The organism is Algoriphagus sp. (genome assembly GCF_029254265.1).
Taxonomy (GTDB): Bacteria; Bacteroidota; Bacteroidia; order Cytophagales; family Cyclobacteriaceae; genus Algoriphagus.
On the sequence record NZ_JAQWXX010000110.1, the window covers coordinates 88,340 to 102,649 of the forward strand.

Genomic DNA, 14,310 nt, shown 5'->3' on the forward strand with positions numbered 1-14,310 from the left:
GAAAAATGAAACAGAAAAAAACAGCAATCATCACCGGTGCAGGACAGGGAATAGGATTGGCTATTGCCGAAAAACTAGCTGCCCAAAGTATCAATCTAGTATTGAATGACCTTGAAGCAGGTTTGATTCAAGATGCTTGTGAAAAAATCTCGCATCAATATGGGATGTCTGCCATCGCTGTCCCGGGAGACGCAAGTGACCAAAACACCATTAATTCACTTATTAAAACCGCGATTTCCAACTTTGGCTCTGTAGATATTTTGATTGCAAATGCAGGGATAACCCTTTACGGCAGTTTTCTGGAGTATTCTAGAGAAGATTTCATGAAAGTCACCAGCGTCAACCAAGTCGGGAGTTTTTTTCTCACCCAAGCCGCAGCAAATGTAATGAAAGACCAAAAAAGAGGTGGAGCGATTTTGCTTACTTCTTCGGTCACTGCACATCAAAGTCATGAAAATCTTGCTGCGTATGCCATGAGCAAAGCTGCTCTAGAAATGCTGGCAAAAAACTTAGTCTTGGAATTAGCCCCGCTGGGAATTCGAATTAATACAATTGCACCGGGGGCAACTTTGACAAGCAGAACGACTTCTGATAAGGATTATGAAAAAACATGGGCTAAGCTCACCCCATTGGGCAGGGCCGCCTATGTTGAGGATATCGCCGATGCTGCAGCTTTTTTGGTATCAGAATCTGCAAAGCACATTACTGGCCAGACCCTTGTCATTGACGGAGGATGGACCGTGGTCAGCCCTTCCCCATATGGCTGAAAATAATCCAAATTCAATTTCACCGTCGAAGAGCATTCCTATTGCTCCAGCCCCTTGGCAACTTGAGGGGGAAGGGATTATTCTGGTTTATAAGTTTTCGAAAAAATGGGTGGAGGACTTCGGTCAACTTCCTCCTAAACTTCAGGGAAAATTCAAAGGAGGGTTGGGCTATTTGATGCTGGTGAATTACAAAAATTCGCCTGTAGGACCTTACAATGAACTATTATTAATCCCAGGTAAATTTTCTCCAACTGGTAAACAAAGCATTACCAAGATCTATGTAGATTCTGAAGCAAGCACTCAAAATGGCAGAGCTAATTGGGGAATCCCTAAAAATACGTTACCCTTTTCTTGGAAAGAAGAAAATGGGAAATCTGAAATAAAAGTCTTTTCAAATGACCAAGTCATATTTTCTATTGAGGTGAAATCATTTGGAACTCCTTTCCCAGCAAGCACTAGCTTTCTCCCGATCGATTTACATCAATCTTGGGAAGGTCAGGATTTTTATACCAAACCCTCAGGAAGTGGTTGGGGAAAACTGGCGAAAGTAAAAATCAAGGAATTAAGGCCTGATTTTTTCCCTGATATCCGTTTACAGAAACCGCTTCTTGCTGTGAAAATCAATCCTTTCCGGATCAATTTCCCCATCTCGGATCATGAATTATAAAGTCTACACCGAAACCAATTGCATCATAACCGGTGCTGCTTCCGGAATAGGACTAGAATTGGTCAAACAAATTTCCCCATCAAATCCAAATCTTCTATTGGTGGATATAGCTGGCGAAAAACTGCGAGAACTTAAACAGGAATTCCCCAATGTAACAGGAATACTCGCTTGCGATTTAAGTCAGAAAAGCGGCAATGAGCAAATTTTGGAATGGGTAAAATCCAATTGGACTCATGTGGATTTTTGCTTTGCAAATGCGGGAAAAGCAGAATATGGCCCTTCGGAAAATCAAAATTGGAAAGACATGGACCGCTTATTCCAACTCAACGTCCACAGTCCAATCCAAATCGGGTTTATGATTCGGGAATTATTTCCCGAAAAATCTTTCCGTTTGATCATCACCGCTTCTGCCATGGCTTATTGGCATATTCCGGGTTATAGCTTTTATGCAGCTACAAAGTCTGCTTTACTCCAATGGGCTAGAACCATCTGGTCCGAAAAAACTGGAGATTGGGTAACATTGGCATTCCCGATTGCTACAGCTACTAACTTCTTTGATACGGCAGGCAACAATATTCCCAAAGCTTACCCTAGACAAACTTCAGCCTGGGTGGCAAAAACGATACTTTCAGGTACGGCAAAAAGGAAAAAGAAAATATTCCCCTCCCATTTGTTCTTAAGCATGCTGATCTTGACACGTTTTTTCAGATTCCTAAAAAAAATCTACGGCATATTCGAATACCAGAAGTATAAAAAATGGCTCGAAAAACAAACTAATCCCTGATCCTGTTAACTTTGACAAAACTTTATTCTATGAAAAATCTAATTCTTGCCTTTTTATTTATCGGAATCCTAGTGGCTTGCCAGCCAAAAGAAACTACTCCTGACACTCTTCCAATGAAAGTAGCCTTAGCCTATGGATTTGATCAAATGGATCAGGTAAATACCATTGGTTTCACTTGGAACGTACAAAGGGATTCTGTCAATGTACTTTCACGAACTTACCTTTGGAATATGAAGGACCATACGGTAGACTATTCTGATCCGGATACAACCTATTCGTATAGCCGTATGACAGATTCACTTCCTCCTGCTGATCGCGCATTTATCAATGATAAATATTGGGCAATGATGCCATTCCAGCTGGGCTGGGACTCCGGGTATACTTTTGAGACTGAGGAAGGGGCTAGCTCTCCCCTGAAAGGAACCACTTCTACCAAGTTGACCATTATTTATAACTCCGCTGACGGTTACACTCCAGGGGATGCTTATGATCTCTATCTGGATGAAAACAACAAGATTTTGGAATGGACTTTCCGCCGAGGAAATGGAGAGCAAGGCGCCACTTGGACATGGGAAAACGAAACTAAAGCTGGACCACTAACCTTCGCCCAGGACCATATGAATGCAGAAGGCAAGCGCTTTATCTGGATCTCTGGCCTTTCGGTCAATTAATACGAATCAAACGAAATGGAAAGCCGGGGCGAAAGCTTCGGTTTTTTTTATTTTGAAAATTCCATAATCCCTAGGTTTAAGCCCGCGGCTTTAGGAAAAGACTGCCCCAGAGTGTCCTTACTCACCGCCTTCAAAAAGTAGCCTTAGCCAACTAGATAGGAGGTATAATGATACAAAAATATGTTTTCAGCTAACGTTCTGGTATATTCCCAGCAAGATTCAAAAAGGAAGAAATAGTAAGATCATATGGAATACAGGGTGATTCGCGGTGAAATAATGCCGGGTCATGGCGTAGCATCTGGAAAAGGAGATGATAAAAGATACCCCGAGGGCACCTTAAAACAACAGTTCAAGCATTTTCTTGAACGAGGACTTGATTTGAGTAACTATTACATGGGAACGATCAATCTGGATATCTCACCTTTCTCTTACCAAATCAAAAAGCCAAAACATTTTTTCAAGGACATTGCTTGGTCAGATTTTATTACTCCGGAGAATTTTTATTTCTTCGATGCTTCAATCCACTATAAAGGTCAAACCTATAAGGGATTGGTCTATATGCCTGATCCAGAAACTAAAGAGGATCATATTCAAAAGCCGACCATACTCGAATTGATCTTTCCAAAAATAGAAGGGCTAGAATATGGTGCAATAGTAGAAATTGAACTTAGAAAAGACCAACTTGAACTAATCGAAAATAAAACTGATCAACCTCAACATGTCGATACCGAAGGAATTTGAGAAATACCAAGAAATGGAAGCAGAACAGCTTCCCGTTCCAAAACATAAACTTCATAACTGGACGCATTTTGCAGGCTTGTATGCTGCAGAGCATGTGGCGGCCACAGAGTTTGTCATTGGGGCCACCTTCGTTTCACTTGGAGCCAAGACTACTGATATTCTTCTAGGACTCCTGATCGGAAATATTCTGGCAGTTCTCAGTTGGACCTTGATTACCTCTCCTATTGCCGTAGAGACCCGCTTAAGTTTGTATACTTACCTGAATAAGATTGCCGGGGATTCGATGAGCAAGCTGTACAACTGGGCAAATGTTCTCATTTTCACGGTTATTTCCGCAGCGATGATTACGGTCTCAGCGACCGCCGTTCGCTTTGCCTTCAACATTCCCGCTCAGCTCAATTGGTATCCCTCTAATGCTTGGTTTGTGCTAATCGTCCTGCTTGTTGGCTCTTTTGTGGTGTTCATTACCATCTATGGATTCGATGCAGTTTCCGATTTCTCCGGAATTTGTGCCCCATGGTTATTTGTCATGTTTTCTTGTGGTGCGATGGTGCTCCTACCTGCTTTATCACTGTCTGTATTAGGAAGCACCCTTCCGGCTAGCTGGCAGGAGTTCATATACATTGGGGACCAATCCATTTGGACTGGAGTAAACAGCGAGGGGGAACCTGGCATTGGACTACTGGAGGTTATTGGTTTTGCCTGGGCAGCCAATACGATTACACATTTTGGTTTGATAGACATGGCTCTTTTACGATACGCCAAAAAGAAAATTTATGGTCTAGCGACAAGTACAGGGATGATGTTTGGTCACTATGTGGCATGGATTGCTGCCGGAATTATGGGTGCCGGTGCCGCTGTGATTCTCGGTAAATCCATTTCAGAAATTGATCCGGGAGATGTTGCCTTCTATGCTCTGGGCATGAGTGGTTTTGTGATTGTGATCGTGGCCGGATGGACCACAGCCATCACCAATCTATATCGAGCTGGATTGGCTGCGCAGGCTATTTTCACCCATACTTCTAGGGAAAGGACAACCTTGATCGTAGGACTAGTGACTATGGTAGTGGCTTGTTTCCCTTTTGTTTTCTCTCAAATATTGCCATTGCTGACCTACGCAGGATTGATTGTGGTTCCCGTCGGAGCGATTGTTTTTGCCGAGCACCAAATTTTTCCTGGAATCGGGTATACACGCTACTGGTCCTCTTATCGCCAAGTAGTATTTAGCACACCCGCTATTGCCACGTGGATCCTAGGTTTAATTCTGGGTTTTGGGTTAAATATGTTGGACGTTATGTCTTTCTATTACCTGTTTATTCCCACCTGGATTTTCTCCATACTGCTCTATACTTTTTTGGCTGGACGCTCAGGAGCAAGAGAGAAATATCCTGAGCAAGAGAAAAAAGAAACAGAAGAAAAAGAGCAAATTGTTCGATATCAGGACTGGCAAAAAAATCAGGAACCAATCAAAGTCGTTGACCATTCACTTTTTACCAAAATATTGCATATCATATCCCTAATTGCCCTCGCAATCACGATGGTTTTAGGACTGATCGTATTATTTGGGAGTTCAGATGAAGCAACCTACCTCTCCAATAGAGAAAACTTCTACTTTATTGGGTTCATCTGTACCTTGGCATATTTCATCACCGCCTATTGGGCGATGCATCGTGGAAAAAAAATAGCAACCCAGTAAAATATGAAGCTAAATCAAAAGAATCTGGCAGCACTAGCTGAACGCCTTAAAGTCCCCAATTACAATCGGGAAAATCTTAAATCAGGTATAGTACATATAGGTGTAGGTGGCTTTCACCGAGCGCATCAAGCCGTAGTCGTTCAAAAGCTACTAGAGCAAGGAGGAAACGAGGACTGGGGAATATGTGGGATTGGTTTACGAGAAGGAGATCGGCATATCGCTGAAGTTTTCAAGAACCAAGACTGTCTCTACACACTAATTACTAGGCATCCGGATGGGAAGGTAGAAACTGAAGTGATGGGCCAAATGTGGGACTTCCTATTGGCACCTGATAATCCCCAAGCTGTAATAGACCGGATGGCACATGAGGACACTAAGATTCTTTCTTTAACTATTACCGAGGGGGGATATAACCTTCGCACGGATGGGGAATTTGATTTGGATGATCCAACTATTCAGCACGAACTCAGAAACCCAAATGATCCCAAAACGATTTATGGATATCTGTCAGCAGCCCTAAGGAAACGTAAGAACCTTGGACTGGCACCATTGACCGTGATGTCCTGCGACAATATTCAGCACAATGGAGATGTAACAAGAAAAATGCTCCTATCTTTTTTATCTGCCCAGGATCCCGATTTAGCCTTATGGGTGGATAAAGAGGTGGCATTTCCCAATAGCATGGTGGATCGGATCACTCCCGTCACCACTGCAGCAGAAATTGACTACCTAAAGCAAAGTTTTGATCTGGAAGATGAATGGCCGGTGACTTGTGAACCATTTCTGCAATGGGTCATTGAAGACAATTTTTCCAATGAAAGACCTGAGTTTAACCAAGTTCAAGGGGTACAATTTGTTCCAAACGTCACGCCTTACGAAAAGATGAAAATCCGCCTGCTCAATGCAGGGCACTCTGTCTTGGGCATATTCGGTGCCTTGATGGGGATTCAGACTATCGACGCTTGCGCTGAAAATAACCTGTTAAAAGGTGTTTTAAGAAAGTTTTGGGATACCGAAGCTACACCAGTTTTGGATGCTGTAGAAGGTATTGATTTGGAGGTATACAAAGATTCTTTGCTCGAGCGCTTTGCCAACCCCAATATCAAGGATAAAGTCAGCAGGATCTGTGCCGAGAGCTCCGCCAAACTACCCAAATTCATAATTCCGACGATAGAGGAGAATCTCAAAAATGAAGGTAACATTGAAATTTCCACCTTATTGATTGCCGCTTGGTGTTACTACTCAGACAAGCAAATCGATCAAAATGGGCAAGCCTTGGAAATTACAGATGCCATGAAAGATCAGCTTCATCAGGCAGCCAAAAATACGACTGAAGATCCATTAAGCTTCTTGCAGGTACAGGAAGTCTTTGGTAACCTTAATCAAAACTCAAGCTTCACCGAGCTTTATGTAGAGACAGTCACTCGATTCTATGAAAACCCAGATGTTACGGTTCATTTGAAATGACGAGACCTATTGCAATTGCTTACTTCTTTTCTCAGCTAATCATTCCCTGCTTTCTATTTGGACAAGGTGTAGAAAAACATAAAGTCAAAACAAATGATGAGTCTTTCATCTACTATCTGTTACAGCCAAAACCAAGGCTTACCAGTAGCCGAAGTAGCGTTGCTAAGTTTATGTCGGAAAAACGTCTCCTCGGGCTAAAACCAACTATTTCAGAATAAACTCTCGGCGCAAATAAGAGAGTCTAATGTTTTTTGAGAATTACTAAATTAGACGAACGAACATGGGTCAATTCTAAGTCTAAATATTCAAAAAATGTCAGAGCAAACGGGCGAAACAAGATGCAAAAGCTGTCAAAGCGAGATTACAGGTGATTTTTGTTCCGCATGTGGTCATCCCAAAACTCTAAAACGAATTGATGGAAACTACATCGCTTCTGAAATCGCGAGCGTAGTTAATTTCGAAAAGGGAATCCTATTTACGATCAAAGAATTGCTGATCCGTCCGGGCAAAAACATTGAAACTTTTATTCGAGAGGATCGAAGTCGATTGGTGAAGCCGCTAATATTCTTAATCATATGCTCCTTGGCCTACACCATCGCTCAACAGTATCTGCGGTTCGAGGATGGCTATGTAGCTGCTGGAGAGATGGAAGATTCCGCTGTGCTTGACCTATTTGCATGGGTACAACAAAATTATGGGTATGCCAATATCCTCATGGCTGTTTTTGTGGCACTTTGGATCAAGCTTTTCTTTCGCAAATACCAGTATAACTTTTTTGAGATCCTGATTCTGCTCTGTTTTGTGATGGGGATAGGAATGCTGATTTTCACCTTATTCGGCGTGGTGGAAGGACTTACTAAGCAAAGTATGCTGGGCCTCGGTGGCATATTTGGTTTTGGATATATCTGCTTTGCAATCGGAAATTTTTTCGATAAAAAACGAATTATGAGTTATGTCAAAGGACTCTTTGCCTATTTGCTCGGATCGATCACCTTCTTTCTCCTGCTAATAATCCTAGGCTTAGTGATCGATCAAATGAGCAAAGCCTGATAGAGGTCCTATCCTACTAATTCCACGGGATAAAGCTTTCGCTTTTCCCTAACTTGATAACAAATACTATTAATGAACATGAAGCAAAACCGCCGTGAATTCCTCCTCAATTCTACTAGCATCCTAGGAGTAGGACTAGCATTAAACCCTTTTGATCTTTTTGCAAATGAGGAATCTCGAAAAATCACGGTCGGTGAAATAATGGATCGATTTATCTCCGATGTGCCTGACGGTCCATTTCCTCAAACGGTAGATACCCTGAAATCCGGTTCACGAGATCAAGTGGTGACAGGAATTGTTACCACGATGTTTGCTACGATCACTGTAATCCAAAAAGCAATTGAAGTGAATGCAAATTTCATTATTGCTCATGAGCCTACTTTTTACAATCATCTGGATGAAACAGAATGGCTTGAAAATGATCCTGTTTACAACTACAAGGCAGACTTACTGGAAAAACACGGAATAGCCATTTGGCGAAATCATGACTATGTACATTCCCTAGCTGTGGATCGTGTTCAAGCCGGAGTGGTTAATGAATTGGGCTGGAATGATTATTACCAAGAAAACGCTGTTTTGAATTTGCCTAAATCTTCTTTGAAAAATCTGATCAATCATATCAAGGACAAACTGCAAGTACCTGCGATGCGCTATGTAGGCGATCTGGATCAGACGGTATCCAAAGTCCTGCTATTACCCGGGGCGATTGGCGGTCGGCGACAAATCGATATGGCCATGCAGCAAAAACCTGACGTGATTATTGTAGGCGAATCTCCGGAATGGGAAACTCCGGAATATGTGCGTAATGCAAATGAGATGGGCGAAAAACTTTCTTTAATTGTGATTGGTCATTCGGCTAGCGAAGAAGGAGGCTCAGAATTTATGGCAGAATGGATTAGAAAAAATATCCCGGAAGTGAATGTTGTCCATTTTCCAAGCGGTAATTCATTACATATTTTTTAGTGTACCTTCACAGGATTACACAAGCCATTTATGCACAAAATAAAACAACTACTTTTCTCATTTTTAACCTTTGTTGCCTCCTTTTACTTTTTATTCTGGATCTTGAGTGGAATGCTTTCTATTCCCTTTAGCAGTGATTCGCCAAATTGGATTTTTGTGTTTTCAGGAATAGTAAGTTTTTTATTTGCGGGCTATTTGGCTTTCACAGTTTGGAAAAAAACTGGAGCGAATAAAAACACCAAAGCTACTCTAAGCAATTATATTGTTACTGGAGCACTTGGATTAGGGGTTTTTGGTTTCTTAATTGGTTTTATTGGGCCAATGATTTTTACACCAGATTCTGCTCAAGGGCCACTGCTTGGGATTCTTTTTACAGGCCCTGGAGGAATTGCACTAGGCGCAATAGGAGGCGCTATTGTTTGGGAAATAAAACGAAGAAAAGAGATAAAGATGAATCAATGATTCTTTGATTGTTGATACCCTACATAGTAGAAATTATTTCCTCTCTTTTATTACAGTCTCCACCTTTACTGCACTATCATTGACTAAAGGTTTTCCTTCAGTCTCTTGAGTATAGGTTTGGGTAATTTTTGAACCTAGAAGAAAAATAAGGCTCGCATAATATGTCCAAACTAAAATCACAACCAATGATCCACTGGCTCCATACAGGTCCATCATAGCTGCAGAACCAAGGTACAGTCCAATTAGGAATTTGCCAACAACAAACAAAAAAGTTGTAATCAAACCCCCAATCCAAACATTTCTCCAGCGTATAGAGACATCAGGAATCACCTTAAACATGAGGGAAAAAATCAACCACATGAGCCCAAATGATATTAGTTCAGAGCCAATATGAACTAAAGTCGAGGAAATATCCCCAAGAAAAACCTGAAGATTTCTTTTGAAAATCATCAAAATTGATTCTACTATCAAGGATACCGTTAAAAGAAACCCAATGCTAATCACCATAGCCAAAGAAAGAAGCCTTTTTATCAAGTATTTGATCCAGCTTTTCCCTGGCCTTGCTTTCAAGTTCCAGATTTTATTGATGGCTGTTTGAAGGGAAAAAAACACAGTGGTAGAACTGATGATCAAAGTTCCAATTCCCACTACTTTGGCTAAAAATGCAGAGTCCTCTTTTAACGCTGCTTTTGCAAGAATCCTTTCAATTTGCTTTGCTGTGTCAACTCCTATCAAACTGGAAATCTGATCGATTAACTCCTCCTCTATTCGATTTTCTTGATAAAATGTCGCTGCTACCGATACTACAATTAGTAGCACTGCAGGCAGGGATAACATAGTATAAAATGAAATAGAGGCTGCATAGGTGAATACATCCTCTCGAAAGAAACTGAGGACTGACTTTTTGATTATTCGCCAAAATCCTTTCGAGGCATGAGCAAAGTACATAGGTCTGTCAAAAAGGTGATAAAAAAACTAATTAAGATTGGCCCCCAAAAAATAAGACATTTATTGAGGGTACATCATATAAATTGAACAGCCTTTTTAGATGTGGAATTCTAATTTCAGTTACAAACTCCAAGCTTTACCTACATCTGAGACTGGTATACATCCTAAATATTCCCCCGGAATGGGATCGTAATTCAAAACATTTTTCCCGATTTCTTCCGAACTGAAATATGCCCAAAGTGCTTGCGATTTCAGTTGTCGATAAAACCCAACAGGCTTTTGCTCACCAACTGCTGTTCCCCAAACACCACGATTGAAGGTGGCAGTATTGGCCTCGTGATCTTTAAGGCAAGCTGTTTTATCTTCTTTGCTCAACTCGGCAAAGACTTTCCCATACTTGGCTTTGCAGTCTGCATTGAATTGATCAATGTCTGCTTTCACTTTTGCTTGTCCTTCGGGAGAATAGGTTTTCGCATAGACCAGATCCAAAAAGATATCCGTCTTTACATCTAAAGCTCCAGGCGTTTCTGTCTTTGGTAAAATCGTATCCACAAAAGAACTGATAAATGTTGCCTGATTTTCATCCAAAAAGATCGGAGTCCAATTCAGTCTAGGAGTCTGATTACAAGCTTGGAGTAAAGAAAGCAAGCTTGGTGCTGCTACAGCAGATCCAGCCAAAAGTCCTGTTTTTCGTAGTGCGTCTCTTCTATTCATCGCTTAGAGATTTGATTTTTTAAGTTCAGCTACCGCATGATCTGCTGCTCTCGCTGTCAATGCCATGTAAGTAAGGGAAGGATTCACGCAAGAGGAAGATGCCATGGCGGCACCATCAGTCACAAATACATTTTTACAAGCATGAACCTGGTTCGTTCCATTTAGCACGGAAGTCTTTGGATCCTTACCCATTCGGGCTGTGCCCATTTCATGGATGCCATAACCCATTTCATGCTTTTTATCAAAATCCATGATCTCTTTCAAGCCAGCTCGCTCTAGCATTTCTTTTGCATCAATTCGCATTTGCGCATTGATCGCTAATTCATTTGGGCCCCATTCCGCGTCGATTGATAAGGTAGGTTGACCCCATTTGTCTACCACATCTTTATTGAGGTAAACTTTATTTTCATGGTTTGGCAGACATTCCGCAAAACCTGTAATGAAAAATTCCCAAGGTCCAGGATTCATAATTTTGTCTTTAAACTCCCCTCCAAATTCTTGCATATTGGCACCCTGACCCCAGCCGGCTCGCTGACCTCCACCTTGGTAACCAAAGCCTCTGACAAACTTATCTGATTGCGGTCCATCCTTAAGATTGACGTATCGTGGGATATAAATCCCGTTAGGTCTTCGGCCCTTGTAATACTGATCATCAAATCCGTCCACCAAACCACTTGCCCCTACTCGATAAGTATGATCCATCAAATTATGGCCTAGTTCACCACTGTCATTACCTAGCCCATTTGGGAATCTACTGGATGTAGAATTCATCAAAATTTGCGTGGTGCTCAAGGTAGAAGCATTGCAGAAAATGATTTTCGCCTTATATATGATTTCTTCATTTGTTTCCGAATCGATGATTCTCACCCCAGTTGCTTTACCAAGGGCTTCATCATAAACGATAGATTGGACAATAGAGAAAGGTCTGATGGTGAGATTTCCAGTCGCATTTGCGGCTGGCAAAGTCACCGCATTACTACTAAAGTAAGCACCATATGGACAACCTCGATCACAGCGATTTCGGAATTGACATTTGCCTCGACCATTGAGCGGTTCGGTCAAATGTGCTACTCGACCAATGATCATATTCCGACCATTGTACTCTTTTTCGATTCGTTCTTTGACATGCTTTTCCACACAATTCAACTCCATTGGCGGAAGGAAATGACTATCCGGAAGCTGTGGAAGTCCTAAAGCCTCTCCAGAGATTCCCGCAAATTTCTCCACGTAAGTGTACCAAGATTCGATGTCTTTATAGCGAATCGGCCAATCCACGCCGTGACCATCTTTAGCATTTGCCTCAAAGTCCAAATCCGACCAGCGGTAAGTTTGCTTTCCCCAAAGTAAAGACCTGCCTCCCATCTGATGGGCTCTCACCCATAGAAAAGGTTTGACTTCGGTATAGGGATTTTCGATGTCATTGGCGTGAAAATGCTCGTTAGCAGCGCCTATAAAACCAGTACGCACTCCAATCGGATGCTTTGCTTTTTGTTCTGGAGTCAATCCTCCTCGGTATTCCATATCCCAGGGATCTAGGTTCATGGTTGGGTAGTCTTTGACATGCTCCACGATTCTACCACGCTCCAAAACGAGTGTTTTCAATCCTTTTTCGCAGAGTTCTTTCGCCGCCCAGCCTCCACTGATTCCAGATCCGATGACGATGGCATCGTAGGTGAGAGCTTTGTCTGCGTCGATATTAAAATTGGCCATATACAATAGGTTGATTGGATAGCTAATATTAAGGATTTTTTGGTTGAATTACAGATCGCCCCTTCAGGGCTCGGTTCAAATCGTCGCTGTATCAACCCCAAATTTAATTTAGGGTTGATACAAGCTACGCCTTCAGCGCTTTTTATATATGTGCCAAAGGCACATTCTGTACCAGCCTAGCATGCAATGCTGGGAAATCATGCCCCCAATGCATTGACCAAAATTCATTATTTTCAAGAGTGCCAAAGGCACGATCTGTAAAATCAAAAACCAAAGTCCTTTCCAGATTATTTTGATCGAAGAAAATGCCATAAATAGTTCGATGTCCCTTATTTCCTTGCCGCCTCCCGGTTTTTCCCCTATTTTTCGAGTATGAAAAACCTATTCCTTTCCCTGGCCTTTTTTATTACGGTTTCAATTGGCTTTGCCCAGCAGCTTTCTCCGGAAGAACAAAAACTCATCGCTGAAGTCGAAAAAAACTACGCTTCCACGCTCGCACTTCTTGAAGAAGTTGTCAATATCAACTCAGGCTCGCTCAATAAAGAAGGCGTCAAAGCTGTTGGGGATGTTTTTGCCCGTGAATTTCAAAAGATCGGATTCGAAACAGAATGGGTTGAGCTTCCTTCTGAAGTGAATCGCGCAGGTCATTTTGTAGCCACTCGAAAAGGCACCAAAGGCACCAAAGGCAAGAAAATCTTTATCATTGGACACTTAGATACAGTTTTTGAAAAAGATATGCCCTTTACCCCATATACTGTTCTAAATGATTCTACCGCCACCGGCCAGGGACTCAACGACATGAAAGGTGGCGATGTGATGGCTTTCGCAAGCTTGAAAGCATTGCATGATTTGGGGTATTTGGAAGATCGGACGATCACGGTTTATTACAATGGCGACGAGGAAAGCTCCGGAAATGAGGAAATTTCCAGAAGAGATTTTATTGCGCGAGCAAAGAATCATGACTTGGCTTTGGCTTACGAAACTGCACAAGGTTTTAGCACGGTAACGGTAGCACGAAGAGGATCCAGTGGATGGAGGCTGAAAACCTCAGGAAGGCAAAGTCACTCTTCTGGAGTTTTTAGAGAATCAGTGGGTTATGGAGCAATTTATGAAGCGGCAAGAATCTTGACAGAATTCAGAGAGGAATTAGCCGGAGAGCAATATTTAACCTTCAACCCAGGCCAGATTATCGGTGGATCAGATATCAGCTATGACGAAATAACCGGAGCTGGTGAAGCACTTGGGAAGACAAATATTGTAGCAAGAGAGGCTTTGGTAACCGGAGATCTAAGATTTCTCGGTGAGGAGCAAAAAGAACGTACCCGGGCAAAAATGCAGGAAATAGTGGACCGTAATCTCAATCAAACAGATGCAGAAATTACTTTCAAAGACGGGATTCCATCAATGCCACCGACCGAGGGAAACCTTCGACTGGCTAAAGTTCTAAATGAGCTCAGTATCGATATGGGCTATGGAGAAGTGAAGCCTGGTGACCCAGGAAGCAGAGGTGCTGGTGATGTGTCTTATGTTGCGGACTATTTGGACGCAATTGACGGATTAGGAGCCTCCGGTTCCGGAGCACATGCACCAGGGGAAACCATCAAGCTCAATGAATATCCAAATCTTATTAAGAGAAGTACACTTCTTATTTATCGTCTGACTAGATAAAT

Annotated in this window: 14 protein-coding genes; 11 read left to right on the top strand and 3 right to left on the bottom strand. The window is 42.0% G+C overall.

The window, feature by feature from the left end; genetic code table 11:
* Positions 1 to 5 precede the first annotated feature (5 nt).
* The 10 genes from P8O16_RS17095 to P8O16_RS17140 all read left to right on the top strand — a co-directional run bounded on the left by P8O16_RS17095 (position 6) and on the right by P8O16_RS17140 (position 9,268).
* Positions 6 to 767, top strand: a complete 762-nt coding sequence (locus tag P8O16_RS17095) for an SDR family NAD(P)-dependent oxidoreductase (RefSeq protein ID WP_300316632.1) — start codon at positions 6 to 8, stop codon at positions 765 to 767.
* Complete coding sequence (locus P8O16_RS17100; RefSeq protein WP_300316634.1) at positions 760 to 1,434, top strand: acetoacetate decarboxylase family protein; 675 nt, start codon at positions 760 to 762, stop codon at positions 1,432 to 1,434. Before P8O16_RS17095 ends, P8O16_RS17100 begins: the two co-directional genes overlap by 8 nt.
* Positions 1,424 to 2,218 (top strand): SDR family oxidoreductase, encoded by a 795-nt coding sequence (locus P8O16_RS17105; protein ID WP_300316636.1) that lies wholly within the window; start codon positions 1,424 to 1,426, stop codon positions 2,216 to 2,218. The genes P8O16_RS17100 and P8O16_RS17105 overlap by 11 nt, the downstream gene beginning before the upstream one ends.
* Before the next feature lie 29 nt (positions 2,219 to 2,247).
* Complete coding sequence (locus P8O16_RS17110; protein ID WP_300316638.1) at positions 2,248 to 2,889, top strand: hypothetical protein; 642 nt, start codon at positions 2,248 to 2,250, stop codon at positions 2,887 to 2,889.
* Positions 2,890 to 3,135: 246 nt separating this feature from the next.
* Positions 3,136 to 3,630 carry a hypothetical protein gene (locus P8O16_RS17115; RefSeq protein ID WP_300316640.1) on the top strand — a complete coding sequence of 165 codons (495 nt, stop codon included), beginning with the start codon at positions 3,136 to 3,138 and terminating at the stop codon, positions 3,628 to 3,630.
* Positions 3,608 to 5,326, top strand: coding sequence for a hypothetical protein (locus P8O16_RS17120; protein ID WP_300316642.1), 1,719 nt, complete (start codon positions 3,608 to 3,610; stop codon positions 5,324 to 5,326). Before P8O16_RS17115 ends, P8O16_RS17120 begins: the two co-directional genes overlap by 23 nt.
* A 3-nt stretch (positions 5,327 to 5,329) precedes the next feature.
* Positions 5,330 to 6,793, top strand: a complete 1,464-nt coding sequence (locus P8O16_RS17125; protein ID WP_300316644.1) for a mannitol dehydrogenase family protein — start codon at positions 5,330 to 5,332, stop codon at positions 6,791 to 6,793.
* Positions 6,794 to 7,105: 312 nt separating this feature from the next.
* On the top strand, positions 7,106 to 7,843 hold the full coding sequence (locus P8O16_RS17130; RefSeq protein ID WP_300316646.1) for a DUF3667 domain-containing protein: 738 nt from the start codon (positions 7,106 to 7,108) through the stop codon (positions 7,841 to 7,843).
* A 78-nt stretch (positions 7,844 to 7,921) separates the two neighbouring features.
* Positions 7,922 to 8,806 carry a Nif3-like dinuclear metal center hexameric protein gene (locus P8O16_RS17135; protein ID WP_300316648.1) on the top strand — a complete coding sequence of 295 codons (885 nt, stop codon included), beginning with the start codon at positions 7,922 to 7,924 and terminating at the stop codon, positions 8,804 to 8,806.
* 30 nt (positions 8,807 to 8,836) lie between these two features.
* Entirely contained in the window at positions 8,837 to 9,268 is a 432-nt protein-coding gene (locus tag P8O16_RS17140; RefSeq protein ID WP_300316650.1) for a hypothetical protein, read from the top strand.
* A gap of 33 nt (positions 9,269 to 9,301) precedes the next feature.
* On the opposite strand, the gene P8O16_RS17145 is transcribed toward P8O16_RS17140, so the two are convergent.
* The 3 genes from P8O16_RS17145 to P8O16_RS17155 form a co-directional block, all read right to left on the bottom strand.
* Positions 9,302 to 10,216 (bottom strand): YihY/virulence factor BrkB family protein, encoded by a 915-nt coding sequence (locus P8O16_RS17145; protein ID WP_300316652.1) that lies wholly within the window; start codon positions 10,214 to 10,216, stop codon positions 9,302 to 9,304.
* A gap of 120 nt (positions 10,217 to 10,336) precedes the next feature.
* Complete coding sequence (locus tag P8O16_RS17150) at positions 10,337 to 10,930, bottom strand: gluconate 2-dehydrogenase subunit 3 family protein (RefSeq protein ID WP_300316654.1); 594 nt, start codon at positions 10,928 to 10,930, stop codon at positions 10,337 to 10,339.
* Between the two features lie 3 nt (positions 10,931 to 10,933).
* Entirely contained in the window at positions 10,934 to 12,640 is a 1,707-nt protein-coding gene (locus P8O16_RS17155) for a GMC family oxidoreductase (protein WP_300316655.1), read from the bottom strand.
* A 372-nt stretch (positions 12,641 to 13,012) separates the two neighbouring features.
* Here P8O16_RS17155 and P8O16_RS17160 point away from each other — a divergent pair, with 372 nt between their 5' ends.
* Positions 13,013 to 14,308 (top strand): M20/M25/M40 family metallo-hydrolase, encoded by a 1,296-nt coding sequence (locus P8O16_RS17160; RefSeq protein WP_300316657.1) that lies wholly within the window; start codon positions 13,013 to 13,015, stop codon positions 14,306 to 14,308.
* The last annotated feature ends 2 nt before the right edge of the window (positions 14,309 to 14,310 follow it).

What these genes read in the sequence shown, in the direction of transcription:
- P8O16_RS17125 (WP_300316644.1), top strand. Translation starts at nt 5,330, where the DNA reads ATGAAGCTAAATCAAAAGAATCTGGCAGCACTAGCTGAACGCCTTAAA.
- P8O16_RS17155 (WP_300316655.1), bottom strand. Translation starts at nt 12,640, where the DNA reads ATGGCCAATTTTAATATCGACGCAGACAAAGCTCTCACCTACGATGCC.
- P8O16_RS17130 (WP_300316646.1), top strand. Translation starts at nt 7,106, where the DNA reads ATGTCAGAGCAAACGGGCGAAACAAGATGCAAAAGCTGTCAAAGCGAG.
- P8O16_RS17095 (WP_300316632.1), top strand. Translation starts at nt 6, where the DNA reads ATGAAACAGAAAAAAACAGCAATCATCACCGGTGCAGGACAGGGAATA.
- P8O16_RS17105 (WP_300316636.1), top strand. Translation starts at nt 1,424, where the DNA reads ATGAATTATAAAGTCTACACCGAAACCAATTGCATCATAACCGGTGCT.
- P8O16_RS17160 (WP_300316657.1), top strand. Translation starts at nt 13,013, where the DNA reads ATGAAAAACCTATTCCTTTCCCTGGCCTTTTTTATTACGGTTTCAATT.
- P8O16_RS17115 (WP_300316640.1), top strand. Translation starts at nt 3,136, where the DNA reads ATGGAATACAGGGTGATTCGCGGTGAAATAATGCCGGGTCATGGCGTA.
- P8O16_RS17110 (WP_300316638.1), top strand. Translation starts at nt 2,248, where the DNA reads ATGAAAAATCTAATTCTTGCCTTTTTATTTATCGGAATCCTAGTGGCT.
- P8O16_RS17120 (WP_300316642.1), top strand. Translation starts at nt 3,608, where the DNA reads ATGTCGATACCGAAGGAATTTGAGAAATACCAAGAAATGGAAGCAGAA.
- P8O16_RS17140 (WP_300316650.1), top strand. Translation starts at nt 8,837, where the DNA reads ATGCACAAAATAAAACAACTACTTTTCTCATTTTTAACCTTTGTTGCC.
- P8O16_RS17145 (WP_300316652.1), bottom strand. Translation starts at nt 10,216, where the DNA reads ATGTACTTTGCTCATGCCTCGAAAGGATTTTGGCGAATAATCAAAAAG.
- P8O16_RS17100 (WP_300316634.1), top strand. Translation starts at nt 760, where the DNA reads ATGGCTGAAAATAATCCAAATTCAATTTCACCGTCGAAGAGCATTCCT.
- P8O16_RS17150 (WP_300316654.1), bottom strand. Translation starts at nt 10,930, where the DNA reads ATGAATAGAAGAGACGCACTACGAAAAACAGGACTTTTGGCTGGATCT.
- P8O16_RS17135 (WP_300316648.1), top strand. Translation starts at nt 7,922, where the DNA reads ATGAAGCAAAACCGCCGTGAATTCCTCCTCAATTCTACTAGCATCCTA.